This is a genomic window from Microbacterium sp. LMX7-1.2, from assembly GCF_040675935.1.
In the GTDB taxonomy this organism is placed as follows: Bacteria; Actinomycetota; Actinomycetes; order Actinomycetales; family Microbacteriaceae; genus Microbacterium.
In genome coordinates, this window is sequence record NZ_JBEGIL010000001.1 from 808770 (window position 1) to 832178 (window position 23409).

Here is a 23409-nt window from a genome sequence, read left to right on the forward strand (position 1 = left end):
GGAGCGATAGCGTGGAGGCATGACTGAGGCGCGCACCGTGTGGGGTACCGGACTTTCGACCATCGCCGCGGACGGCACCGCGCTGGACGCGTGGTTCCCCGGGGTGTCCACGACCGCTCCGACGCCCGGGGACGCGGCCGCCGCGCTGCTCACGCTGGATGCCGTCGCGGGGCCGGACGAGCGGCGGAACGTCACGGTCGAGACCGTGCAGCTGCATATCGACCTCGACGCGGCTCCTGCGTCGACCGCCGACGCCTACCTCCGCCTGCACGCGCTCTCGCACCTCGTCGTGCGCCCGAACGAGGTGAACCTCGACGGGATCTTCGCGCATCTGCCGATCGTCGCCTGGACCAACGCGGGCCCCGTGCATCCCGACGACGCCGCACGCCTGCGTCCGCTGCTGCAGCGGGCCGGCATCCAGGTGCAGGGCCTCGACAAGTTCCCACGCCTGACCGACTACGTGCAGCCGACCGGGGTGCGCATCGCGGACGCCTCGCGCGTGCGTCTCGGCGCCTACCTCTCCCCCGGCACGACGGTCATGCACGAGGGCTTCGTGAACTTCAACGCCGGCACGCTCGGCGCGTCGATGGTCGAGGGTCGCATCTCCCAGGGCGTCGTGGTCGGCGATGGCAGCGACATCGGAGGGGGCGCATCCATCATGGGCACCCTGTCGGGTGGCGGCTCCCACCGTGTGTCGATCGGCGCCCGCACGCTGCTGGGCGCGAACGCCGGCATCGGCATCTCCCTCGGCGACGACTGCGTGGTGGAGGCGGGGCTCTACGTGACCGCCGGCACCAAGATCGTCGTCGCCGACGGTCCCGCGACGGCGGGCGGAGGACGGCCGACCGTCAAGGGCGCGGAACTGTCGGGCGAGAACGGCATCCTCTTCCGCCGCAACTCGCTGAGCGGCGCGGTCGAGGCGGTGCGCCGTGCAGGCGTCGGCGTGACCCTGAACGAGGCGCTCCACGCCTGAGGCGCGGCACGCCTGAACGCGTCGCTCAGCCTCGGCGACCCCGACGCTGATATGCTGGGACCGTCATCCGGACGACCCGTCCGCTGATGTCGTCGTCGTAACGGGGTCTCCGAGGACCGAAACGAGCACGCGGAACGCTGCTCCCGTACCAGCCGCTGCTGGCCTTTCGCACGGCGAACCGATGCGCTCCCTGCGCCGTCGCCACCCCTCATCCAGAACCCTCGCGTGCGATCCGCCGTGCGCGCTGCCGGAGTAATCCCATGCCTTCCTTCCTCGATCTCGGCGTTCCCGCCGATCTCGCCGCCGTGCTCGCCGAGTCCGGCAAGACAGAAGCGTTCGCCATTCAGCGCGACACGCTCCCCGACTCCCTCGCCGGACGCGACCTCCTCGGTCGCGGACGCACGGGCAGCGGCAAGACCATCGCGTTCGCGCTCCCGCTCGTCGCGCGCCTCGCCGCCTCCGGCAGGAAGCGCCGCGCCGGCCTGCCCCGAGGTCTCGTCCTCGCGCCGACGCGCGAGCTCGCCACGCAGATCGCCGCGACCGTCGCTCCTCTCGCGGCCGCCGCCGGCCTCAAGGTCACCACGGTGTTCGGCGGTGTGAGCCAGCGCCCGCAGGAGCAGGCCTTGAACGGCGGCGTCGACATCGTCGTCGCGTGCCCCGGCCGCCTCGAGGACCTCATGAAGCAGAAGGTCGTGCGCCTGAGCGAGATCGAGGTCACCGTGCTCGACGAGGCCGACCACATGGCCGACCTCGGCTTCCTGCCCGGCGTCACCCGCATCCTCACCGCCACCCCGGCGGGCGGTCAGCGCCTGCTGTTCAGCGCCACGCTCGACCGAGGAATCGACACGCTCGCACGTCGATTCCTCGTGAACCCGGTGAGCCACGAGGTCGACGAGGCCAGCGTCCCGGTGGGCGAGATGACGCACCGGGTGCTCGTCGTGGACTCGACCGAGAACAAGACGACCCTGGTGCGCGACCTCGCGTCCGGCACCGGCCGTCGCATCCTCTTCACCCGCACGAAGCACCAGGCCAAGAAGCTTGCCAAGCAGCTCACCGCGGCGGGCATCCCGGCGGTCGACCTGCACGGCAACCTGTCGCAGAACGCTCGCGAGCGCAACCTCGGCGCCTTCTCTTCGGACCCCGAGGACGGCGGTGTGCGCGTGCTCGTCGCGACCGACGTCGCAGCCCGTGGGGTGCACGTCGACAACGTCGACCTCGTGGTGCACGTCGACCCGCCCATGGAGCACAAGGCGTACCTGCACCGCTCCGGCCGCACTGCGCGTGCCGGCGCAGCCGGCACCGTCGTCACGGTCGTGCTCCCCGAGCAGCGTCGCGACGTGAAGGACCTGCTCCGCAAGGCCGCGATCAGCGCGCCCCTGGAGGACCTCACCTCGGCCGCCGTGACCGAGCTCGTGCCGGAGCGCGCGCCGCACGTGCGCCCCGCACCCGTCCAGCAGCAGCAGCGTCAAGCGCCGAAGCAGCGCCCGCAGGGTGGCGAGAAGTCGTCCGCGACGACGCCGCCGTCGCGCCGTCGTCGCCGCCCCCGCTCCGGCGGCCAGGGCGGACAGGTCACGGGTCAGGGCGGACAGTCGCGCGGGGGCTCTCGCCAGGGCGGCCGCGGACGCGGCGGTCAGGCGCGCTGACGCCACCCCCACACCTCTCGACGCAGGATGAGACGCGGGGGCGGAGACGACGAAGAGCGGATGCCGTCACGGCATCCGCTCTTCTCGTCTCTGCGACCCGTGGGTCAGCGGGTCTGGAACGTGCGCTCCGCCGATCCCGTGTACAGCTGCTGCGGGCGGCCGATCTTGGTCTGCGGGTCGAGCTGCAGCTCGCGCCACTGGGCGAGCCAGCCGGGCAGACGCCCGATCGCGAACAGAACCGTGAACATGCGCGTCGGGAAGCCCATCGCCTTGTAGATCACGCCGGTGTAGAAGTCGACGTTCGGGTACAGGCGACGCTCCTTGAAGTAGTCGTCTGCGAGCGCGATCTCCTCGAGCTCCTGCGCGAGGTCGAGCAGCGGGTCGGTGACCCCGAGCTCGGCCAGCACCTCGGCCGCGGCCTGCTTGACGAGCTTGGCGCGCGGGTCGTAGTTCTTGTACACCCGGTGCCCGAAGCCCATGAGCTTCACGCCCTCTTCCTTGTTCTTCACCCGCTCGACGAAGCGCGAGACGCTCTGACCCGAGTCGCGGATCTGACCGAGCATCGTGAGCACGGCCTCGTTCGCGCCACCGTGGAGCGGACCGGAAAGGGCCTGGATGCCGGCCGAGATCGAGGCGAACTGGTTGGCGCCGGTCGATCCGACCAGACGCACGGTCGAGGTGGAGGCGTTCTGCTCGTGGTCCTCGTGGAGGATGAGCAGAAGCTCGAGCGCCTTCGACATCACCGGGTTGATCTCGTAGGGCTCGGAGTTGACGCCGAAGTTGAGCTTCAGGAAGTTCTCGACGAAGCCGAGCGAGTTGTCCGGGTAGAGGAACGCCTGTCCGACGCTCTTCTTGTGCGCGTACGCCGCGATCACCGGCAGCTTGGCCAGCATGCGGATCATGTTGAGCTCGACGTGCTCGGGGTTGTGGGGGTCGGTCTGACCCTCGTAGTAGGTCGAGAGCGCGGCGACCGCCGAGGAGAGCACCGACATCGGGTGCGCGGTGTGCGGGAGTGCCGAGAAGAAGCGCTTGAGGTCCTCGTGCAGCAGCGTGTGGCGGCGGATCTTCTCGTCGAACTCCGCGAGCTCCGCGGCGGAGGGAAGCTCGCCGTAGATGAGGAGCCAGGCGACCTCGAGGTAGCTCGTGTTGCCCGCGAGCTGCTCGATCGGGTACCCGCGGTAGCGCAGGATGCCCTTGTCGCCGTCGATGAAGGTGATCTCCGACTTGGTGGACGCCGTGTTGACGTAGCCGTAATCGAGACCCGTGTAGCCGGTCTGGCGGGTCAGGGTCGAGAAGTCGATGCTGTCGTACCCGGCGGTGCCGCGTACGAGAGGGAACTCGGCGGTGGTCTCACCGATCGTCAGCGTCGCCTTCGCCTGCTGGTCTGCCGCTGCGCTCACGCGTGGGCCTCCTCTGGGGTCGTCATCAAGCCTTTTGTGGCGATGTCACGGCGTCGTGCGCCGAGTCGGATCGAGATCGTCGATACGCGACCGAATCGCCTTTACAGCCTAGTAGTCGCATCGGCCTACTGTGACAACCGACAAAACAATGACGATCTGCCGGGTGTTTCCTACAGACTCACGGACTGAAGACGGCGAGCGGCCTCGAGCACCCGCTCGGTCGGCGCCGTCAGCGCCAGTCGCACATGCTCGCCGGAGTGCGCGCCGTAGAAGGGCCCAGGCCCCGCGAGGATGCCGAGATCCGCGAGCCGTCCCATGCTCGCCCAGGCATCCTCCCCCGCGGTCGCCCACAGGTAGAGACCCGCCTCCGAGCCGTCGATCCGGAAACCGGCAGCCTCGAGCGCGGGGCGCAGCGCATCGCGGCGCTCCCGGTACAGCTCCTTCTGCGCCGCCACGTGCTCGTCGTCGCCGAGGGCGACGGCCATGGCGTGCTGCACGGGGGCGGGCGGCATGAGGCCCAGGTGCTTGCGTGCGGTCAGCAGGTCGCCGACGATGCGCGCACACCCCGCCAGGAACGCGGCGCGATAGCCGGCGAGGTTGGACTGCTTGCTCAGCGAGTACACGCTCAGCAGGTTCGCTCGGCTGCCGCCCGTCACCCGAGGGTCAAGGATCGACGGCACGGGCTCGCTCGCCCATCGGCCGTCCCAGCCCAGCTCCGCGTAGCACTCGTCGCTCGCGAGGACGGCGCCGAGTTCCCGAGCACGCACCACGGCCGCAGCCAGCTCCTCGACCGTCCAGGTGCGACCGTCGGGGTTGCCCGGGGTGTTGATCCAGATGAGCTTCGCACCCTCGGGCCACTCCGCCGGGTCATCCGCCGCGAGCGGCGTCGCTCCCACCACGCGCGCGCCGACCTCGTAGGTGGGGTATGCGACGCGGGGGTGCACGACGATGTCGCCCTCCCCCAGGCCCAGCAGCATGGGCAGCAGCGCGACCAGCTCCTTCGAGCCGATCGTGGGCAGCACGTTGTCGGTCGTGAGATCCTCGACGCCGCGGCGACGGGCGTACCAGGCGACTATCGCCTCGCGCAGCGAGGGGGTGCCCACCGTCTGCGGGTACGCGTGCGCGTCGGTGGCCTCGGCGAGTGCCCGGCGGATCAGCTCGGGCGTCGGATCGACCGGCGAGCCGACAGAGAGGTCGACGAGGCCCTGCGGATGCTGCGCCGCGCGCTCACGGTAAGGGACGACCGCATCCCAGGGGTAGTCGGCCAGGTCGTGGACGCTCACGGGCTACTCGCCTTGGGGCGGGAGCGCCGCGATGATGGGGTGATCGTGCGCGATCACGCCGACCTTGGCCGCACCACCGGGCGAGCCGACCTCGTCGAAGAACTCGACGTTGGCCTTGTAATAGTCCTGCCATTCCTCGGGCAGGTCGTCCTCGTAGTAGATGGCCTCGACGGGGCACACGGGTTCGCACGCGCCGCAGTCCACGCATTCGTCGGGGTGGATGTACAGCGAACGCTCACCCTCGTAGATGCAGTCAACGGGGCATTCGTCGATGCAGGCGCGATCCTTGACATCGACGCACGGAAGGGCGATCACATACGTCACCCCTCCAGTCTACGACCCGTGGCCTGTGCGCTCTCCCTGCGCGGGTCGCGGGACGACGCCGGGCACCTCGGTGATCGGGTCAGCCGGCGCCGTGTCCTCCGGGATGGATGCCGCGCCCGGCGCCTCGGTACGCACCGGTACGCGCGAGAGCGAGGGCCACGCCACCACGAGGAGCACGAGACCCGCGACCAGGTAGATCCAGATCTGACCGCTCAGCGAATCCTGCACGACGATCGACCCACCGGGTCCGACGCCGGAGATCAGGATGAGCATCCCGACCATGCCGAGTCCTGCCGCGAGAGCCGCGCCACGGTCGTGGGTGAGCGCCCGGATCGCGACGAGGATCGCGCCGCAGGCGATGGCGCCGACGATGAGCCCCGTGGGCACCGGGCCCCACGTCACGCTGTGGGCGATCGTCCCGGCGACGCCGAACACACCGCCGACCAGGGCCGCTGCCACCCACGACAGCACTCGGGAGATCCATCCGCTACGCACGCAACGATCCTACGCGGGCGGGAGGTGCACCCGTCTTCCGCCCTCTCAGCCGGCGAGGCCGAACAGGCGCAGCAGGGCCGCCGTCACTGCTGCCGCGACGACCACCACGAGGAACGACTGCCGCAACCACAGCAGACCCGCCGCGACGAGCACCGCGGGAACGCGGGCGTCCACGATCACTGCCTGCCCGTCACCCAGCGTCTGCACCGCCACCAGCGCCGCGAGCAGCGCCACCGTGAGGAGGTCGGAGATGCGGGCCGGGCGTGGACGCTCGAGCACCTTCGGCGGCACGAGGTAGCCGACGGCTTTGAGACCGAGGCAGATCACCGCAGCGAGCAGCACGGCGCTCCACACGCTCACCGGATCACCTCGGGCTGCGACGCAGCGGGGTCGACGTCCCGGCCCAGCCAGTCGAACCATCCCACCAGAATCGCGACGACGGCGGCCACGAGCACCGGCAACCCCGGCATGAGCGCGGGAGTCAGGGCGGCCGCGACCACCGCCGCGGCGATGCCGACCGCGACCGCCTGGCGCTGCTTGAGGCGCGGCCACAGCAGCGCGAGGAACGCCGCGGCCGCCGCCGCATCCAGCCCCCACGTCTTCGGGTCGCCGAGCACGTCGCCCACGAGCGCGCCGATGAGCGTCGTGGCGTTCCAGCCGAGGAAGATGCCGATGCCGGTGACCCAGAAACCGACGCGCCGCAGACGCGGGTCGCTCTGCGACACCGCCACGGCCGTGGACTCGTCGATCGTGAAGTGGGCCGCGAGCACGCGGCGTCCCGCGGTCGTGCCGACGATGGGCGACATCTTCATGCCGTAGGCGACGTTGCGCACGCCGAGCAGCACGGCCGAGGCGATCGCGGACGGCAGCGCGGCGACCCCGCCAGCCGCGAACACCCCGACGAACGCGAACTGCGACCCGCCGGTGAACATCAGCAGGCTCAGGACGCACGTCTGCCACACGTCGAGGCCCGAGGCGACGGCGAGCGCGCCGAAGGAGACGCCGTACGCACTGGTGGCGAGCACGACCCCGAGCGCCTCGCGCCACACCTCGCGTTCGGCGGTCACGAGAGCATCGTTCGCTTCACTGAACACATGGTCATAATTCTGAACATTCACGGATGGATAGTCAAGCGAACGATCGTTTGACATGATGAACGAATGGACGACCTCCGCACCCGCATAGCGCGCACCCTCCGACGAGAGCGCGAAGCCGCGGCGATCTCCGTCTCGGAACTCGCCCGACGTGCCGGGATCTCGAAGGCCACGGTCTCCCAACTCGAGTCCGGCGCCGCCAACCCCAGCGTCGAGACACTGTGGGCTCTCGGCGTCGCCCTCGGCATCCCCTTCGCCGTCCTGGTGGATCAGCAGCAGAACGCGCCGACCCTGATCCGGGCCGACGAGCTCGCCGGCGTCCCCTCCGCCGCCGCGGCCTACAGTGCGACGCTGCTCTCGGCGAGCCCGCCCGGGGCACGACGCGATCTCTATGTGATCACCGCTGAGCCCGGCGACCCACGTCGCTCCGACCCGCATCACGCCGGCACCACCGAGCACGTGATTCTCGTGTCGGGCCAGGCCCATATCGGCCCCGTCGGCGCGCCCATTCTGCTGAACCCCGGCGATTACCTGTCCTATCCCGGGGACGTGCCGCACGTGTTCGACGCGACCGTCGTCGGCACCCGCGCCGTGCTCATCTCCGAGCTCCGCTGACCTCAGTCCGAGCGAGTCGCGGGCGACGGATCGGGGATCTCCTCCGGCTTGTACCGCGGCAGACGCGAGGCAGGAAGGATCGCGATCGCGCTGATCCCCGCGAGGATCAGCAGCCCGAGGCGCAGAGTGCCCAGACGTGTCTGCTCGTTCACCTCGACGGCCGCGTCGATCTGCGTCGGTGTCGCGTCCGTCTGCGCGAGGACGGCACGCAGGTCGTCGTTGCTGATGAAGTTCACCTCGTCGAGGTCGACCTGCGCGACCAGCTCCGGCGGCAGCTCGGGATGCTCGACGACAGCGCGCGCCACTCCGAGACCGAGCAGCGACACGAGCAGCGCACCGGCGACGGCCGTGCCGACCGCTGAGGCCAGATTCTGCGTGGTGCCGCGCAGCGATCCGACGTCGCCCGCCAGCTCGGAGGGGGCCGCGGTCACGAGCACGTTGAACACGAGGGTGACGAGCGCGCCCTGACCGATCCCGAAGACCACGAGACCCAGGATCGTCGGCAGCGTCTCCCAGTTGTTGTCGACCACGAAGGAGAGCCAGACGAGCGCGGCCGTCGTCAGCACGAACCCGGCCACGCCGATCACGCGCGGCGGGTAGCGGCGGTAGAACCGCACGACGAGCGTCGCCGTCACGAACACCGTGAGGTTGAACGGCATCATCGCGAGCGAGGTGTCGAACGGCGTGCGCCCCTGCACGATCTGGATGTACAGCGGGATCGTGAAGTTCACGCACGCCTCGAGCGCCACCACGATGAACATCGCGTACACGGCCGCACGCTCACGCGAGGAGTCGAGCACGCTGAGATCGATCAGTGGGACCTTGCCCTCCGCCATCCGCCGACGGGTCCACAGGAAGAACAGCTGACCGAGCACGACGCCCACCACGATGAACACCGGTGCGGGCGACAGACCGAGGATGCTGAACGGCGCAGCCTCGGTCGCGGCGACGGCGCCCCACCCGTTGAGGTTGTTGAAGCCGAGGGTGAGCAGCACGATCGCCGCTCCGATTAGGAGGGAAGCGACGAGGTCGATGCGGATGGAGGCGTCGCCGCTGTCGCTGCGCAGCGTGAAGCTGAACGCGAAGACCACGACGGCGATCCCGAGCACGATCACGAACATCGGACGCCATCCGACGAGCGTCCCGAGCGTGCCCCCGATGAGGAACGCGGTGACTCCCGAGATCGCCCGCGCCGAGCCGATCGCCCCGATTGCCGTGGCCTGCTGCGTGCCGCGGTAGTTCTCGGCGATGAGCGCCACGATCGAGGGCACGATGATGGCCGCTGCCGCGCCCGCGACCGCCTGCCCACGATCGCCCACCCCACGCTCGGCGAGACGATCATGAGCACGGCGGACCCCGCGAAGAGCACGATGACGACGCGGAAGATCAGCACCCATCCGACCCTCTGCCCGAGCTTCGCTCCGGTCATCACGAGCGCGGCGACCGCGAGCCCGTACATCACGATCGTGGTGCTGGCGACGGTGGGCGGCACGCCGAACTCGCTCACGATGCCGCCCAAGGAGATCGGGAGGGCTGCGACGTTGAACGACATCAGCACCTGTGCCAGGAAAAGACTGATGAGCGGGAGCCAGGACTTCCTGACCTCGGTCGACGCCGTGTGTGCCATGCGGAGCTCCTTGGGACGGTGAGGGAAAGGGATATCAGTCCCCGGGATGCTGCGCTGCAGCGGGCGCGGAGGCGAAGAGGTTGAGCCCGAGGGATCGGGACAGGTGCGCGATCGCGAGCTGCGCGCGCACCGAGTTGCCCGCGTGGTCGAGTCGTGGGGAGAACCCCGCGACGGCTCCTTTCCCGGGCGAGATCGCGACGATGCCACCGGAGACGCCGGACTTCGCCGGGAGGCCGATCTCGAACAGCCACTCCCCCGAGCGTTCGTACAGGCCGGTGGCTGCGGCGACCGCGAGCGTGTCGCGACAGACCTCGGCCGACACGACCCGAGCCCCGGAGACCGGGTTGACCCCGCCGTCCGCCAGCGTGGCGCCCATAACGGCGAGGTCGTGCGCGTCGACGAGCAGGGCGCATTGACGCGTGTACACGTCGACGATCTCGTCAGGGTCCCCCTCCAGCCGTCCATAGCTGCGCAGCAGTCGCCCGATCGCGCGGTTGCGGTCGTTCGTCGCGGCCTCGGAGGCGTAGACGGTCCCGTCCAGGCCCAGCGGCCGACCGGCGAAGGCCGACAGCCCCTCGCGCAGCCGCTCCCACTGCTCCACGGAGGTCGCCCCCGGCATCAGGGCGGTCGTCGCGATCGCCCCGGCATTGACCATCGGGTTCATGGGGTGTCCGCCATTGAGCTCGAGCGCCATGACCGAGTTGAAGGCGAGACCGGTGTTGTTGACGCCGACGATCTCGCGCACCCGCTCGTGACCGTGCTCCTGAATCGCGAGGGCGTAGACGAAGAGCTTCGAGATCGACTGGATCGAGAAGGCATGGTCGGCGTCGCCGGCGTCGTGCACTCCCCCGTCGACCTCGATCAGCGCCAGTCCGAAGAGATCGGGGTCCACGGCAGCCAGGACGGGGATGTAGTCGGCGACGGTCCCCGTCCGGTCGTCGGCGTACCTGCCGTGCGCTTCGAGGACGAGTTCGTCGACGCGGGCCCAGCCGGGCAGCGCACCGGTGGACACGCTCTGGGGAACTCCCTGCAATGCTGTGGGATCCACGCGCCCTCCTCCGGATCGACGACGCCCCACCCGTCCTCCCTCACGGTAGTGCGGCGACGGCCCCCTGCCTAGGGGTCCGAGGACCGAAGGCAGGGGGCCGTCGTGGGAGGCGAGGGTCTCAGTACCAGTTCGAGGCCTGCGAGTGACCCCAGGCGCTGCACGGCGAGCCGTACACCGCGTCGATGTAGCCCAGGCCCCAGGCGATCTGGGTCGCCGCGTTGGTCTGCCAGTCGCTGCCGGCCGAGGCCATCTTGCTGCCGGGGAGAGCCTGCGGGATGCCGGTGGCGCCGCCGTCCTTGTTGTACGCCTGGTAGTTCCAGCCGGACTCCTTGGTCCACAGCGAGTTCAGGCAGGAGAACTCGCCGTCGCCCCAGCCGTACTGGCTCGACATCATCTGCCGCGCCGTAGCCTTGGCGCCCTCGACGGTGTTGGCCTGCGCGAGAGCGGCCGCGGCCGCGGCGGCCTGCTCCTCCGCGACCTTGCGCTGCTGCGCGGCGGCGTACGCCTGCTGCAGCGCGGCGGTCTCGGCGACGACCTCGTCCGTACCCGTGACGGTGTAGGCCGTCAGGCTCGTGACCTCTCGCGCCGACAGGTCGTCGCGCTCGCCGAGCCGGTCGATCCACGCGGTCAGGTCAGTCGTGTCGACGGCAGCCGGTGCTCCGGCGAGGTCGAGTCCGGAGGCGGCGACCTCGGAGCGGAGTGCGGCGGCCGCGGACATGGCGTCCTCGGCCAGGGAGATCGTAATGGCCGAGTCGTCCACCGACTTGCCGGTCGGCTGCGGCGAGCCGGTCACGAAGGATGTGACATCGGCGACGGCATCCGGGATCTCGGCGCCTGCGGCCGGAGCCGAGACCAGGCCGACGGTGAGGGCGGCGCCGACGACGCCGGCGGCGACGGTGCCGAAGATCCACTTCGGACGTCGCGAGGTGACCGCGGCACGCGCTTCGGCCACGTCGGAGGCGCGCCGGAGCGCACGGGTGTTCTGCAACATGGGTATCGACTTTCGGGTCGTCGTGCGCCCTCCGCGGGACCCTCATCGGGAGTCGGCCCCGGGCGCAAGGTAACGATTCTGCAACATCGACCCTGGATGCTTCATGAGAGAGGGCCCCGCCCCGTCGATCTCAACGGTGCGGGGCCCTCTCAGGACCTGCGTATACCCAGGCTCAGGCGTTGGCGTCCTGGCGCTTCAGGCGCGCGGTCTCGCGGGCACGGGTGTTCGCGTCCAGGTTGACCTTGCGGATGCGCACGCTCTCCGGCGTGACCTCGACGCATTCGTCGTCGCGCGCGAATTCGAGGCTCTCCTCGAGCGTCAGCACGCGCGGCGGCGTCATCGACTCGAAGTTGTCGGCCGTGGCCGAACGCATGTTGGTGAGCTTCTTCTCCTTGGTGATGTTCACGTCCATATCGTCGGCGCGCGAGTTCTCGCCGATCACCATGCCCTCGTACACCTCGGCGGTCGGCTGCACGAAGAACGACATGCGCTCCTGCAGGGCGATGATCGCGAACGGCGTGACCACACCGGAGCGGTCGGCGACGATGGAGCCGTTCTGGCGCGTCGTGATCTGTCCGGCCCAGGGCTCGTAGCCGTGGGAGATCGCGTTCGCGATGCCCGTGCCGCGGGTGGTGGTGAGGAACTCGCTGCGGAAGCCGATCAGACCGCGGGAGGGGACGATGAACTCCATGCGCACCCAGCCGGTGCCGTGGTTGGTCATGTTCTCCATGCGGCCCTTGCGGTTCGCGAGGAGCTGCGTGATCGCGCCGAGGTGCTCCTCCGGCGTGTCGATCGTGAGGTGCTCGAAGGGCTCGTAGGTCTTGCCGTCGATCTTCTTGGTGACCACCTGCGGCTTGCCGACCGTGAGCTCGAAGCCCTCGCGACGCATGTTCTCGACGAGGATCGCGAGAGCGAGCTCGCCGCGGCCCTGCACCTCCCACGCATCCGGGCGGCCGATGTCGACCACCTTGAGCGAGACGTTTCCGATGAGTTCGCGGTCGAGACGGTCCTTCACCATGCGGGCGGTGAGCTTGTGCCCCTTGACCTTGCCCATGAGGGGCGAGGTGTTGGTGCCGATCGTCATCGAGATGGCGGGGTCGTCGACCGTGATGGCCGGCAGCGGACGCACATCCTCGGGGTCGGCGATCGTCTCGCCGATCGTGATGTTCTCGAAGCCGGCGATCGCGACGATGTCGCCCGGGCCGGCGGACTCAGCCGGGTAGCGCTCGAGCGCACGGGTCTTGAGCAGCTCCGTGATGCGGGCGTTGCTCGTCGTGCCGTCGGAGCGCACCCAGGCGACCGTCTGGCCCTTCTTGAGCGTGCCGTTGAAGACGCGCAGCAGCGCGAGACGACCGAGGAACGGGCTCGAGTCGAGGTTCGTGACCCACGCCTGCAGCGGGGCCTCGTCGTCGTAGGACGGGGCGGGGACGTGCTCGAGGATCGCGCCGAACAGCGGCTCGAGGTCGTCGTTGTCGGGCAGCGAGCCGTCGGCGGGACGGTTCAGCGAGGCGGCGCCGGCACGGCCGGACGCGTAGACCACCGGCACGTCGAGCAGCGCGTCGACGTCGAGGTCGGGCACGTCGTCGACGAGGTCGGAGGCCAGGCCCAGGAGCAGATCGTGCGCCTCCTCCTCGACCTCGGCGATGCGGGCGTCGGGGCGGTCAGTCTTGTTGACCAGGAGGATCACGGGGAGCTTGGCCTCGAGCGCCTTGCGCAGCACGAAGCGGGTCTGCGGCAGCGGACCCTCGCTCGCGTCGACGAGCAGCACGACGCCGTCGACCATGGAGAGGCCGCGCTCGACCTCGCCGCCGAAGTCGGCGTGTCCGGGGGTGTCGATCACGTTGATCGTGATCTCCTCGCCGTTCGCGTGGGCACCCTTGTAGGTGATCGCGGTGTTCTTCGCGAGAATCGTGATGCCCTTCTCGCGCTCCAGGTCGTTGGAGTCCATCGCGCGCTCGTCGACGTGGGCGTGTTCGCCGAACGAGCCGGTCTGACGCAGCATGGCGTCGACGAGAGTGGTCTTGCCGTGGTCGACGTGGGCGACGATTGCGACGTTGCGGAGGTCAGAGCGAAGGGCGTGCGCCATGCAAGTGTCCTAAAAGAGTGTGGGTTTTCGCCGGGAAGCCGACATTCCAGGTTACCGTACGCGCACGGCTGGTTCCTGAGCACGAGAAGTACGATCGGGAGCGTGACGGCCGCAGACCTCTCCCCCGCCCCCTCGCGCTCCCGACTCTGGTGGGAGATCGCGATCGTCTTGGCGCTCGGACTCGGGCAATCCGCGGTGTACGCGATCGTCCAGCTCGCCTATCGGCTGACCGACACCACGCCGCTCGCCGACCAGACCGCGACGCTCAACCCCTCACGCAGCGACCGCGAGGTGTTCGACCTGATCTACCAGATCCTGTCGATCGGGTTCTCGATCGTGCCGGTCCTCCTCGTCTGCTTCCTGCTGTGGCAGTCGCGACGTCCGCACCTCGAGCGACTGGGGCTCGACGGCAGGAGGATCGGATCGGATGCCGGGCGCGGCGTCCTGCTCGTCCTCGCGATCGGCATCCCCGGGCTCGGTCTGTACATCGTCGGGCGAGCGCTCGGGTGGTTCGTGGCGGTCAACCCCGCGGGGCTCGACGCGCACTGGTGGACCGTGCCCGTGCTGCTGCTCGCCGCTGCGCGCGCGTCGTTCCAGGAGGAGTTCGTCGTGCTCGGCTACCTGTTCGCGCGTCTTCGCCAGCTGGGCTGGGGGCCGTGGCCGATCATCGTGGCGACGTCCCTGCTGCGCGCGAGCTATCACCTGTACCAGGGGCCGGGCGCGTTCGTGGGCAACCTCGCGATGGGACTGCTGTTCGGTTGGCTCTTCCAGCGCTCAGGCCGCCTGATGCCATTCCTCGTCGCGCACTTCCTGATCGACGCGACCGTGTTCGTGGGCTACCCGTGGGCGGCGGCGACATGGCCGGACCTCTTCGGGCTCCCGGGCTGAGCGAGAGTCGGGTCAGCTGCCGGCGATCAGCACCGCTGCGGCCGCCCAGACCACGATGAGACCGAGCGCGACGAGGGCCGCGAGGTCCCAGGTGCGCGTGATCGGAGCATCCGCGCCGAGGCCGGCCGCCTCCCAGCGGTCGCGGATCTCGGTGAGGTCGGCGATGCCGGTCGGGACCTTCGCCTCCTCGTCTCCGGTCGGGCGCCGCACCGGCCTCGCACGCGCCGGGCCGCCGTAGCAGGTGACGTCACGACCGTCGTCGAGCGAGAACACGAGCTGCCAGCGCAGGTCGATGTCGCGCACGCGGTTCCATCCGAAGGACGTGCGACGGAGCATGTTCTGCACGGTCGCGCCACGCTCGTCGATCCGCACGGTCGACACGAAGGCGATCTCGTAGACCACCCACAGTCCGAGCAGCACCCAGGGGGCGAGCAGGAGCATCTGTCCCCACCCGGCGCGCACGACGGCATCGCCGAGGAGGAACAGCGCGAGGAGCGAGCACAGCACCAATGACACGGGCCCGGAGACCGCGCGGAAAGTCCGCGCGGCTCCGGGCCGGGAGTCCTGCGACACGGTCAGTGACCGCCCAGGGTGATCGACGCGCCGGGAATCGCCTGCAGGAGGCGCTCGGTGTACTCCTGCTGCGGGTTGGCGAAGATCTCGTCGACGGTGCCCTGCTCGACGATCCTGCCCTTCTCCATCACGCAGACGAGGTCGCTCGACACGCGAACGACTGCGAGGTCGTGCGTGATGAACAGGTACGTGAGTCCCAGCTCCGACTGCAGTTCCGCGAGCAGCTGCAGCACCTGGTCCTGCACGAGCACGTCGAGAGCGGAGACCGCCTCGTCGAGCACGATGATGTCGGGCTTGAGCGCCAGGGCGCGCGCGATCGCGACGCGCTGACGCTGACCACCGGACAGCTCGTTCGCATACCTCGTCGCGAGCGTGCGCGGCAGAGCCACCTGATCGAGCAGCTCTTCGACCCGCTCCCGACGGGACGTGCGGTCACCCACGCCGTGGATCTGCAGAGGCTCGGCGATCGTGTTGCCGATGTTGCGCAGCGGGTCGAGCGAGCCGTACGGGTCCTGGAACACCGGCTGCATGCGGCGACGCAGACCGAATGCCTGAGCATTCGAGAGGTTCGACACATCCTGGCCGTCGATCTCGATCGTGCCGGCCGTCGGGTCCTCGAGCTTGAGCACCATCTTCGCGACGGTCGACTTGCCCGAGCCGGACTCGCCGACGAGGGCGAGCGTCTTGCCCTTGGGGATCTCGAAGGAGACGTCGTCCACCGCGCGGAAGTCCTCGCTGCGGAATCCGCCCTGACGGATCTTGTAGTCCTTCGTGAGCCCCGCGACCCGCACCGTCGGCGGGATGTCGGCGAGGTCCTCGAGCGTCTCGATCCCGCGATCCTCCACGACGGCCTGGATCCGCTGCGACGCCACGCTGGGTGCTGCGGCGACGAGCCGCTTGGTGTACGGATGCTGCGGGTTTTCGAGGATCTCGCGGCTGGGCCCCGCCTCGACGATGTTGCCGCCGTTCATGACGATGATCTTGTCCGCGCGCTCGGCCGCGAGGCCGAGGTCGTGCGTGATCAGGAGCACCGAGGTGCCCTTGTCGCGCGTGAGCGACGCCATGTGATCGAGGATGACCCGCTGCACCGTCACGTCGAGGGCCGAGGTCGGCTCGTCGGCGATCAGGAGCTTGGGGTCCGCAGCGAGCCCGATCCCGATCAGCGCGCGCTGGCGCATGCCGCCCGAGAACTGATGCGGGAACTGGTGCAGTCGACGCTCGGCGTCGGCGAGCCCGGCCTGCTGCAGGACCTCGACCGCCCTGGCCTTGACGGCCTGGCGTCCCTGAGCGATGCCGTTCGCACGGATCGCCTCCTTGACCTGGAAGCCGATGCTCCACACGGGGTTGAGGTTCGACATGGGGTCCTGCGGCACGAAGCCGATGTCCCGGCCGCGGACCGCCTCGATGTCCCGACGGCCGAGCTTCGTCAGCTCCCGCCCCTCGAGCGTGATCGATCCGCCGGTCACCTGACCGGTCCCGGGCAGCAGGTTGACGATCGCCGTGGCGGTCGTCGACTTTCCGGAGCCCGACTCGCCGACGATCGCGACCGTCTCACCGGGGAGGATGTCGAAGCTCACGCCATGGAGAACCTCGCGCAATCCCTCCTGCGTGCGGAAGGCGACCTTCAGGTCGCGGATGCTGAGCAGAGGGATCTGGTCGACTGCTCGCTCGCTCATCGGCGTGCCCTCGCCTTCGGGTCGAGGGCGTCTCGGATGAGCTCGCCCAGAGTGACGAACGCGAGCACCGCGAGGGTGAGCGCGATCGACGGATAGATGAGGGCCATCGGCGCGACGCGCAACGAGGCCTGGGCCTTGCCGATGTCGAGTCCCCACGACATCACGCCGCTGCCGAGACCGACCCCGAGGAACGACAGAGTCGCTTCGGCGACGATCGCGGCCGCGAGGCCGAGGGTCGACACCACGAGCAGAGGCGCGATCGCGTTGGGGATGACGTGGTTCAGGAGGATCTTGAACTTCGACTGCCCGAGAGCCTGTGAGGCCATGACGAAATCGGCCTGGCGCACTCGGAGCACCTCCGCTCGCACGACGCGAGCCGTAGAGGCCCACGCGAAGCCGCCGATCGCGAACGCGAGTGTCCACACCGAGCGCGAATCACGGAACACCGTCATCACGACCACGGCCGCGAGGATGTACGGGATCGCGAAGAAGATGTCTCCGATGCGCGACAGGATCGAGTCGAGCCACCCGCCGTAGAAGCCCGCGAGAGCGCCCATGATCAGTCCCAGGATCGACGAGATCACTGTGGCGATCAGACCGACCGCCAGGGACGTCTGCGATCCCCAGACGATGCGGGCGTAGATGTCGCACCCCTGGAAGGTGAAGCCGAGGGGATGCCCGTCGGCCGGTCCGCCGTTGCTGTTCGAGAGCTGGCAGTCGTCGTTCGGCGGCGTGGCTGTGAACAGCGTCGGCCACAACGCCATCACAAGGAAGAACAGCGCCAGCACGACCGAGAACCAGAACAGCGGACGGCGACGCAGGTCGTGCCAGGCATCGCGCCAGAGGTTGCTGGGCTTGTCCGAGATCCGGACGGCGTCGACCGCGATCGACTCCGTCTCGACGGCGGCCACGTAGTGATTCTGAGAGGTGGGATCAGGCATAGCGAATCCTCGGGTCGAGCAGACCGTAAAGCAGGTCGATGAATAGGTTCACCAGCACGTACAGGATGACGAACACCGTCACGAACGAGACGACGGTCGGTCCTTCGCCGCGCTGGATCGCCTGGAAGAGCGTGTTTCCGACACCGGGCACGTTGAAGATGCCCTCGGTGACGGTCGCGCCCACCAGCAGCACGCCGAAGTTCGTGGCGGAGTTGGTGATGACCGGGATGAGGGAGTTGCGCAACACGTGAACCGGGAGCACTCGCGAGCGCGAGAGGCCCTTGCTGTACGCGGTGCGCACCCAGTCCTGGTTGAGCGTGTCGATGACCGAGCTGCGCATCAGGCGCATGCTCACTGCGTAGAGGCTGAAGCCGAGCACGATCGCCGGGAGCCAGAGCCCACCCCAGCCGTTGTCGGCGCCGACCGTCGGTTTGAACCACCCCCATTGGATGGCCAGGAAGTACTGGGCGAGGAACGAGATCACGAAGATCGGGATCGCAATCGCGACAAGGGCCACGACAAGCGAGACGTTGTCGAAGATCTTGCCCTTGCGCAGCGCGGAGATCGTGCCGATGATGATCGCCAGCGTGAACTCGATGGCGATCGCCATGATGGCGAGGCGACCCGTGACCGGCAGAGTCGCCGCGAGCACGGCGGAGACGGGTCGACCGGAGTAGGTCATGCCGAGGTCTCCCTGGAACACGCCAGCGATGTAGTAGCCGTACTGCACGATGAACGGCTCGTTCAGGTGATACTGCTCGCGCAGCTGCGTGACGACCGCCGGGCTCGGCGTCTTATCGCCGAACAGGGCGAGGATCGGGTCGCCGGGCATGGCGAACACCAGGAAGTAGATGAGCAGGGTGGCCCCGAAGAAGACCGGGATCACCTGCAGAAGACGTCTCAGGATGTAACCGAGCATCCGCTGTCCCTTCTGAGGGGCGAAGAAAGCGAGGCGAACACAAGCCTGTGAGGCGGTGACGAAGAATCGTCACCGCCTCACAGGTGAAGTGCCGTCAGACTTTACTCGCCGGCCTTCGTGATCGCGTAGTACAGCGGGACCGAGTTCCAGCCGAACGTGACGTTGTCGACGCCCTCGCTGAAGCCGCCGGTCACGTTGGAGTACCACAGCGGGATCGCGGGGAGATCCTTGAACAGGACCTCCTGCGCCTTGGTGAAGTCCTCGAGCTGCGCGTCGGGGTCGGGGTTGGAGATGCCGGCCTTGATGAGGTCGTCGAACTCGGGGTTCGAGTAGTCACCGTCGTTCGAGCCTGCACCGGTCGCGTAGAGCGGTCCGAGGAAGTTGTACAGACCCGGGTAGTCGGCCTGCCAGCCCGAACGCGCCGCCGTGGTGATGGTGCGGTCGTTGATCTTCTTGCGAAGATCCTGGAAGGTCGGGTACGGGTCGCCCGAAGCCTCGATGCCCAGCGTGTTCTTGATGCTGTTGCTCACCGCGTCGACCCAGGCGTCGTGTCCGCCGTCGGAGTTGTACGCGATCTTGAACTCGCCCTCCCACGGGGAGATGGCGTCGGCCTCGGCCCACAGCTTCTTCGCCTCGTCGGGGTTGTACTCGAGGACCTCGTTGCCGGGGACCGAGTCCGACCAGCCGTCGATCACCGGGGAGGTGAAGTCGGATGCCGGGGTGCGGGTGCCCGAGAAGATCGTCTCGGTGATCTCCTCGCGGTTGATCGCCATCGACAGCGCCTGGCGGCGCAGCTGGCCCTCTTCGCCGCTGAAGTGCGGGAGGAACTGTCCGATCGTGAAGGACTGGAACACCGCGGACGGCTGGTTCACGGCGCGGTCGCCGAGCTCGTCCTGGAAGACCGGGAGGGAGCCCGTCGGGATCGCGTCGATCACATCGACGTCCCCACTCTGCAGGTCGGCGTAGGCGGCCTCCTGCGTGGCGTAGAACTTGATGGTCAGACCGCCGTTGGCTGCCTTGCGGCCACCGGCGTAGTCGTCGTTGCGGACGAGGTCGATCTGGACGTCGTGCTGCCACGCGTCCTCGCCGTCGATCATGTACGGGCCGTTGCCGATCGGGTTCTGGCCGAAGGCGTCCATGTCCTCGAAGGCCACGTCGGGCAGCGGGTAGAACGCCGAGTAGCCGAGACGCAGTGCGAAGTCGGACGCCGGCTTGTTCAGCGCGATCGTGAACGTGTAGTCGTCGACCTGCTTCAGACCGGACATGTCGCCCTGGGCGCCGAACACGTCGTCGTCGGGGTTGTTGGGGTCACCTGCGTCGTTGACGAAGCCCTCGATGTCCTCGAAGAAGTACCCGGAGAGCTGGGCGTTCTCCGCCTGAGCTCCGTAGTTCCACGCCTTGATGAAGTTGTCGGCGGTGACCTCTTCACCGTTGGTGAACTTCACGCCTTCCTTGAGCTTGACCGTGATGTTCTGCGGGTCCTCGGTGGTGATCTCCTCGGCCACGTCGTTGACCGGCTTGCCGTCGGCGTCGTAGTAGATGAGACCGGCGAAGATCTCGTCGAGGATCTTTCCGCCACCCACCTCGTTGGTGTTGGTGGGGATGAGCGGGTTCTCGGGCTCGGAGCCGTTCGTGGTGATGATGGCATCCGCGTTGACGTCGCCGCCGGCGTTGCCGCCGTCGTCGTTGCCGCCGCTCGCGCAGCCCGCGAGCGCCAAGGCGCCGATCGCGAACAGCGCGGTGCCCGAAAGGGCGATCTTGTTGCGCTTCACTTTGTGTCCTCCTGTGGACGGGTATTCATCAGACTGCGCGCTCATCGTCGAACACGTAGGGATGGATTGAGCGTAACCCGGCGTTCGGCACGGGGCGCACTCGGCTAATGAACCGTTACTGAGTGGTGATCAACCGTAATATCGCTGAAACACGGGACGCCGTGCCCCGGATGGGAGCACGGCGTCTCGAGTGTTTTTGCTCGCGGATCAGGCGAAGGCCTCCACCGGCGGGCAGGCGCACACGAGGTTGCGGTCGCCGTAGGCCTGGTCGATGCGGCGCACCGGCGGCCAGTACTTGCCGGCGACGAGCGCGTGCACCGGGTACGCGGCCTCCTCGCGCGTGTACGGATGGGTCCACTCCCCCGCGATGAGCGACACCGCGGTGTGCGGGGCGTGCACGAGCGGGTTGTCCGCAGCGGGCCAGCGTCCGGCGGCGACCGCGTCCGCCTCGGCCTTGATCATGATCATGGCCTCGATGAAACGCTCGATCTCGCCGAGGTCCTCGGACTCGGTGGGCTCGACCATGAGCGTGCCCGCGACCGGGAACGACATGGTCGGAGCGTGGAACCCGTAGTCGATCAGGCGCTTCGCGACGTCGTCGACCGTGATGCCCGTGGCCTCCTTGAGGGGACGGAGGTCGAGGATGCACTCGTGCGCCACCCGGCCGTTCTCGCCCGTGTACAGCACCGGGAAGTGCTCTCCGAGGCGCGCGGCGATGTAGTTCGCCGAGAGCACGGCCGCAGCCGTCGCGCGACGCAGGCCGTCGGCGCCCATCATGCGCACGTACGCCCAGGAGATCGGCAGGATGCCGGCGGAGCCGTAGGGCGCAGCGGAGATCGGACCTCCGTCGAACACGAAGCCTCCGGCGTGCTCGGCGCGCTGAGCGAGCGGATGCGAGGGCAGGAACGGCGCGAGGTGCGCCTTCGCCGCGACCGGGCCGACCCCAGGTCCACCGCCGCCGTGCGGGATCGCGAACGTCTTGTGCAGGTTCAGGTGCGAGACGTCGCCGCCCAGGTCGCCGAAGCGCGCGTAGCCGAGCAGCGCGTTGAGGTTGGCTCCGTCGACGTAGACCTGGCCGCCGGCCTCGTGCACGGCCGTGGTGATCTCGACCACGTCCTGCTCGTACACGCCGTGCGTCGACGGGTACGTGATCATGAGCGCCGAGAGCGCGTCCGCGTGCAGCTCGATCTTGGCGCGCAGATCGGCGAGATCGACGTTGCCGAGCTCGTCGCACGCGACCACGACGACCTTCATGCCGGCGAGCACGGCCGAGGCTGCGTTCGTGCCGTGCGCGGATGACGGGATCAGGCACACGGTGCGCTGGTCGTCGCCGTTCGCGAGGTGGTAGCCGCGGATCGCCAGCAGACCCGCGAGCTCGCCCTGCGAGCCCGCGTTCGGCTGCAGCGACACCGCGTCGTAGCCCGTGACCTCGGCGAGCCACGCCTCGAGCTGATCGATCAGCTCGAGGTAGCCCTCGACGTCGGAGGCCGGGGCGAAGGGGTGGATGCCGGCGAACTCTGGCCACGTGATGGCCGCCATCTCGGTGGCCGCGTTGAGCTTCATGGTGCACGAGCCCAGCGGGATCATGCCGCGGTCGAGCGCGTAGTCGCGGTCGGCGAGGCTCTTGAGATAGCGCATCATGGCGGTCTCGCTGCGGTGCGCGTGGAAGACGGGGTGCGTGAGGTACTCGTCCTGGCGGATCAGGTCGTCGGGCAGCGCGGTGCTCCCGCCCGTGACGGCGAACGCCCGCTGGTCGGGACCGCCGAAGACACGGACGATCTCGTGGAGGTCGCCGATCGCGGTCGTCTCGTCGACCGAGATTCCCACAGTGTCGGCATCCGCCGCATGCACCAGGATGCCGCGCTCGTGCGCGGCGGCCGTGCGCTGCGCGGCAGCCCCCGGAACCCGCACCTGCACGGTGTCGAAGAACGACTCGTGCACGACGTCCGCACCGGCGTCGACGAGCCAGCGACGCAACAGACCGGCCTTCGCCGCGACCTCGGTCGCGATCGCCGTCAGCCCGTCGGGGCCGTGGTAGACCGCGTACATCGCGGCCATCACGGCGAGGAGCACCTGGGCGGTGCAGATGTTCGAGGTGGCCTTCTCCCGGCGGATGTGCTGCTCGCGCGTCTGCAGCGACAGACGGTAGGCAGGGCGCCCGTCCGCGTCGACCGAGACTCCGACCAGCCGACCGGGCAGCTGGCGCTCGAGACCCGCGCGCACCGCCATGTAGCCCGCGTGCGGCCCGCCGAAGCCCATGGGCACGCCGAACCGCTGCGTCGTGCCGACCGCCACGTCCGCGCCGAGGCTGCCGGGCGAGGAGATGAGCGTGAGCGCGAGGAGGTCGGCGGCGACCACCGCGAGCCCGCCGGCGAGATGCACGGCGTCGATCACGGCGCTCGGGTCCCACACGCGTCCGGAGGCACCGGGGTACTGCACGAAGACGCCGAACAGTTCGGAGGGCAGCTGCTCCCCGCCCGCGAGGTCGACAGTCACGAGGTCGATGCCGACGGCCTCGGCGCGCGCGGCGAGCAGCGCCCGGGTCTGCGGGAACGCATCCGCATCGACAGCGAACACGTTCGAGCCCGACTTCGAGGCGCGTCGCGCGAGCAGCATCCCCTCGACGACCGCGGTGGACTCGTCGAGCATCGAGGCGTTGGCGGTCGAGAGCCCGGTGAGCTCCGACACCATCGTCTGGAAGTTGATGAGAGCCTCCAGGCGGCCCTGGGAGATCTCCGGCTGGTACGGCGTGTACGCGGTGTACCAGGACGGGTTCTCGAGCACGTTGCGCTGGATCACGCTCGGCGTGATCGTGCCGTAGTACCCGAGGCCGATCATCGGCCGGTTCACCGTGTTGCGCGCTGCGAGCGCTCGCAGGTGCGCGAGAGCCTCGGTCTCGCTCGCCGCTGCCGGGATGACGCTCTCGGTGCGCGCGGGCGTGTAGATCGCGGAGGGCACGGCCTCGCGCATGAGCGCGTCGACCGGACTGGCGTCCGCGGCGTCGCCGCCCAGCCCGAGCGCGTCGAGCATCTGCCTCTGGGCGGCGTCGGTGGTTCCGATG

General features: G+C 69.0%; 21 protein-coding genes. 5 read left to right on the forward strand and 16 right to left on the reverse strand.

Going from position 1 to position 23409, the window contains the following annotated elements:
* The first annotated feature begins 19 nt into the window (after positions 1 to 19).
* Together dapD and MRBLMX7_RS04080 are read left to right on the forward strand one after the other, a co-directional pair.
* The gene (dapD, locus tag MRBLMX7_RS04075) at positions 20 to 973 is read left to right on the forward strand and encodes a 2,3,4,5-tetrahydropyridine-2,6-dicarboxylate N-succinyltransferase (protein ID WP_363366315.1); all 954 of its coding nucleotides are present in this window, start codon (positions 20 to 22) and stop codon (positions 971 to 973) included.
* Positions 974 to 1233: 260 nt separating this feature from the next.
* A complete protein-coding gene (locus MRBLMX7_RS04080; protein WP_363366316.1) occupies positions 1234 to 2616 on the forward strand; it encodes a DEAD/DEAH box helicase in 1383 nt (460 codons plus the stop codon).
* Between the two features lie 104 nt (positions 2617 to 2720).
* On the opposite strand, the gene MRBLMX7_RS04085 is transcribed toward MRBLMX7_RS04080, so the two are convergent.
* The 6 genes from MRBLMX7_RS04085 to MRBLMX7_RS04110 all read right to left on the reverse strand — a co-directional run bounded on the left by MRBLMX7_RS04085 (position 2721) and on the right by MRBLMX7_RS04110 (position 7185).
* A complete protein-coding gene (locus tag MRBLMX7_RS04085; protein WP_363366317.1) occupies positions 2721 to 4016 on the reverse strand; it encodes a citrate synthase in 1296 nt (431 codons plus the stop codon).
* A gap of 170 nt (positions 4017 to 4186) precedes the next feature.
* Positions 4187 to 5299, reverse strand: a complete 1113-nt coding sequence (gene dapC, locus MRBLMX7_RS04090) for a succinyldiaminopimelate transaminase (RefSeq protein ID WP_363366318.1) — start codon at positions 5297 to 5299, stop codon at positions 4187 to 4189.
* 3 nt (positions 5300 to 5302) lie between these two features.
* The gene (gene fdxA / locus MRBLMX7_RS04095; RefSeq protein WP_050721431.1) at positions 5303 to 5623 is read right to left on the reverse strand and encodes a ferredoxin; all 321 of its coding nucleotides are present in this window, start codon (positions 5621 to 5623) and stop codon (positions 5303 to 5305) included.
* Positions 5624 to 5632: 9 nt separating this feature from the next.
* Positions 5633 to 6118, reverse strand: coding sequence for a histidinol dehydrogenase (locus MRBLMX7_RS04100; RefSeq protein WP_363366319.1), 486 nt, complete (start codon positions 6116 to 6118; stop codon positions 5633 to 5635).
* A gap of 45 nt (positions 6119 to 6163) precedes the next feature.
* Positions 6164 to 6478, reverse strand: coding sequence for an AzlD domain-containing protein (locus MRBLMX7_RS04105; RefSeq protein WP_050721432.1), 315 nt, complete (start codon positions 6476 to 6478; stop codon positions 6164 to 6166).
* Positions 6475 to 7185: an AzlC family ABC transporter permease gene (locus tag MRBLMX7_RS04110; RefSeq protein WP_363366320.1), complete on the reverse strand. Its 711-nt coding sequence runs from the start codon at positions 7183 to 7185 to the stop codon at positions 6475 to 6477. The genes MRBLMX7_RS04105 and MRBLMX7_RS04110 overlap by 4 nt, the downstream gene beginning before the upstream one ends.
* A 93-nt stretch (positions 7186 to 7278) precedes the next feature.
* Between MRBLMX7_RS04110 and MRBLMX7_RS04115 the strand changes: the two genes are divergently transcribed.
* Positions 7279 to 7827 (forward strand): helix-turn-helix domain-containing protein, encoded by a 549-nt coding sequence (locus MRBLMX7_RS04115; RefSeq protein ID WP_363366321.1) that lies wholly within the window; start codon positions 7279 to 7281, stop codon positions 7825 to 7827.
* 2 nt (positions 7828 to 7829) lie between these two features.
* On the opposite strand, the gene MRBLMX7_RS04120 is transcribed toward MRBLMX7_RS04115, so the two are convergent.
* Positions 7830 to 9146, reverse strand: a complete 1317-nt coding sequence (locus tag MRBLMX7_RS04120) for an MFS transporter (RefSeq protein WP_363366322.1) — start codon at positions 9144 to 9146, stop codon at positions 7830 to 7832.
* 21 nt (positions 9147 to 9167) lie between these two features.
* Between MRBLMX7_RS04120 and MRBLMX7_RS04125 the strand changes: the two genes are divergently transcribed.
* A complete protein-coding gene (locus tag MRBLMX7_RS04125) occupies positions 9168 to 9476 on the forward strand; it encodes a hypothetical protein (RefSeq protein ID WP_363366323.1) in 309 nt (102 codons plus the stop codon).
* Between the two features lie 12 nt (positions 9477 to 9488).
* Here MRBLMX7_RS04125 and glsA read toward each other — a convergent pair whose 3' ends face one another.
* The 3 genes from glsA to typA form a co-directional block, all read right to left on the reverse strand.
* Positions 9489 to 10502 (reverse strand): glutaminase A, encoded by a 1014-nt coding sequence (gene glsA, locus MRBLMX7_RS04130; protein ID WP_363366324.1) that lies wholly within the window; start codon positions 10500 to 10502, stop codon positions 9489 to 9491.
* 118 nt (positions 10503 to 10620) lie between these two features.
* Positions 10621 to 11493: a phospholipase gene (locus MRBLMX7_RS04135; RefSeq protein WP_363366325.1), complete on the reverse strand. Its 873-nt coding sequence runs from the start codon at positions 11491 to 11493 to the stop codon at positions 10621 to 10623.
* A gap of 172 nt (positions 11494 to 11665) precedes the next feature.
* The gene (gene typA / locus MRBLMX7_RS04140; protein WP_050721438.1) at positions 11666 to 13579 is read right to left on the reverse strand and encodes a translational GTPase TypA; all 1914 of its coding nucleotides are present in this window, start codon (positions 13577 to 13579) and stop codon (positions 11666 to 11668) included.
* 102 nt (positions 13580 to 13681) lie between these two features.
* Between typA and MRBLMX7_RS04145 the strand changes: the two genes are divergently transcribed.
* Positions 13682 to 14467 (forward strand): CPBP family intramembrane glutamic endopeptidase, encoded by a 786-nt coding sequence (locus tag MRBLMX7_RS04145; protein WP_363366326.1) that lies wholly within the window; start codon positions 13682 to 13684, stop codon positions 14465 to 14467.
* Positions 14468 to 14479: 12 nt separating this feature from the next.
* Here MRBLMX7_RS04145 and MRBLMX7_RS04150 read toward each other — a convergent pair whose 3' ends face one another.
* The 6 genes from MRBLMX7_RS04150 to gcvP form a co-directional block, all read right to left on the reverse strand.
* A complete protein-coding gene (locus MRBLMX7_RS04150; protein ID WP_363366327.1) occupies positions 14480 to 15040 on the reverse strand; it encodes a PH domain-containing protein in 561 nt (186 codons plus the stop codon).
* A 2-nt stretch (positions 15041 to 15042) separates the two neighbouring features.
* Entirely contained in the window at positions 15043 to 16716 is a 1674-nt protein-coding gene (locus MRBLMX7_RS04155; protein WP_363366328.1) for an ABC transporter ATP-binding protein, read from the reverse strand.
* Positions 16713 to 17657: an ABC transporter permease gene (locus MRBLMX7_RS04160; protein WP_050721441.1), complete on the reverse strand. Its 945-nt coding sequence runs from the start codon at positions 17655 to 17657 to the stop codon at positions 16713 to 16715. The genes MRBLMX7_RS04155 and MRBLMX7_RS04160 overlap by 4 nt, the downstream gene beginning before the upstream one ends.
* Positions 17650 to 18576 (reverse strand): ABC transporter permease, encoded by a 927-nt coding sequence (locus tag MRBLMX7_RS04165; protein ID WP_363366329.1) that lies wholly within the window; start codon positions 18574 to 18576, stop codon positions 17650 to 17652. Before MRBLMX7_RS04165 ends, MRBLMX7_RS04160 begins: the two co-directional genes overlap by 8 nt.
* A 101-nt stretch (positions 18577 to 18677) precedes the next feature.
* A complete protein-coding gene (locus MRBLMX7_RS04170) occupies positions 18678 to 20348 on the reverse strand; it encodes a peptide ABC transporter substrate-binding protein (protein ID WP_363366330.1) in 1671 nt (556 codons plus the stop codon).
* Positions 20349 to 20555: 207 nt separating this feature from the next.
* Positions 20556 to 23378: an aminomethyl-transferring glycine dehydrogenase gene (gcvP, locus tag MRBLMX7_RS04175; protein ID WP_414685136.1), complete on the reverse strand. Its 2823-nt coding sequence runs from the start codon at positions 23376 to 23378 to the stop codon at positions 20556 to 20558.
* Positions 23379 to 23409 lie beyond the last annotated feature (31 nt).

Excerpts from the sequence above, each read along its gene's own strand:
- dapD (WP_363366315.1), top strand. The coding sequence starts at position 20 with ATGACTGAGGCGCGCACCGTGTGGGGTACCGGACTTTCGACCATCGCC.
- MRBLMX7_RS04080 (WP_363366316.1), top strand. The coding sequence starts at position 1,234 with ATGCCTTCCTTCCTCGATCTCGGCGTTCCCGCCGATCTCGCCGCCGTG.
- MRBLMX7_RS04125 (WP_363366323.1), top strand. The coding sequence starts at position 9,168 with ATGAGCACGGCGGACCCCGCGAAGAGCACGATGACGACGCGGAAGATC.
- MRBLMX7_RS04155 (WP_363366328.1), bottom strand. The coding sequence starts at position 16,716 with ATGAGCGAGCGAGCAGTCGACCAGATCCCTCTGCTCAGCATCCGCGAC.
- MRBLMX7_RS04160 (WP_050721441.1), bottom strand. The coding sequence starts at position 17,657 with ATGCCTGATCCCACCTCTCAGAATCACTACGTGGCCGCCGTCGAGACG.
- gcvP (WP_414685136.1), bottom strand. The coding sequence starts at position 23,378 with ATGCTCGACGCGCTCGGGCTGGGCGGCGACGCCGCGGACGCCAGTCCG.
- MRBLMX7_RS04135 (WP_363366325.1), bottom strand. The coding sequence starts at position 11,493 with ATGTTGCAGAACACCCGTGCGCTCCGGCGCGCCTCCGACGTGGCCGAA.
- MRBLMX7_RS04115 (WP_363366321.1), top strand. The coding sequence starts at position 7,279 with ATGGACGACCTCCGCACCCGCATAGCGCGCACCCTCCGACGAGAGCGC.
- MRBLMX7_RS04165 (WP_363366329.1), bottom strand. The coding sequence starts at position 18,576 with ATGCTCGGTTACATCCTGAGACGTCTTCTGCAGGTGATCCCGGTCTTC.
- typA (WP_050721438.1), bottom strand. The coding sequence starts at position 13,579 with ATGGCGCACGCCCTTCGCTCTGACCTCCGCAACGTCGCAATCGTCGCC.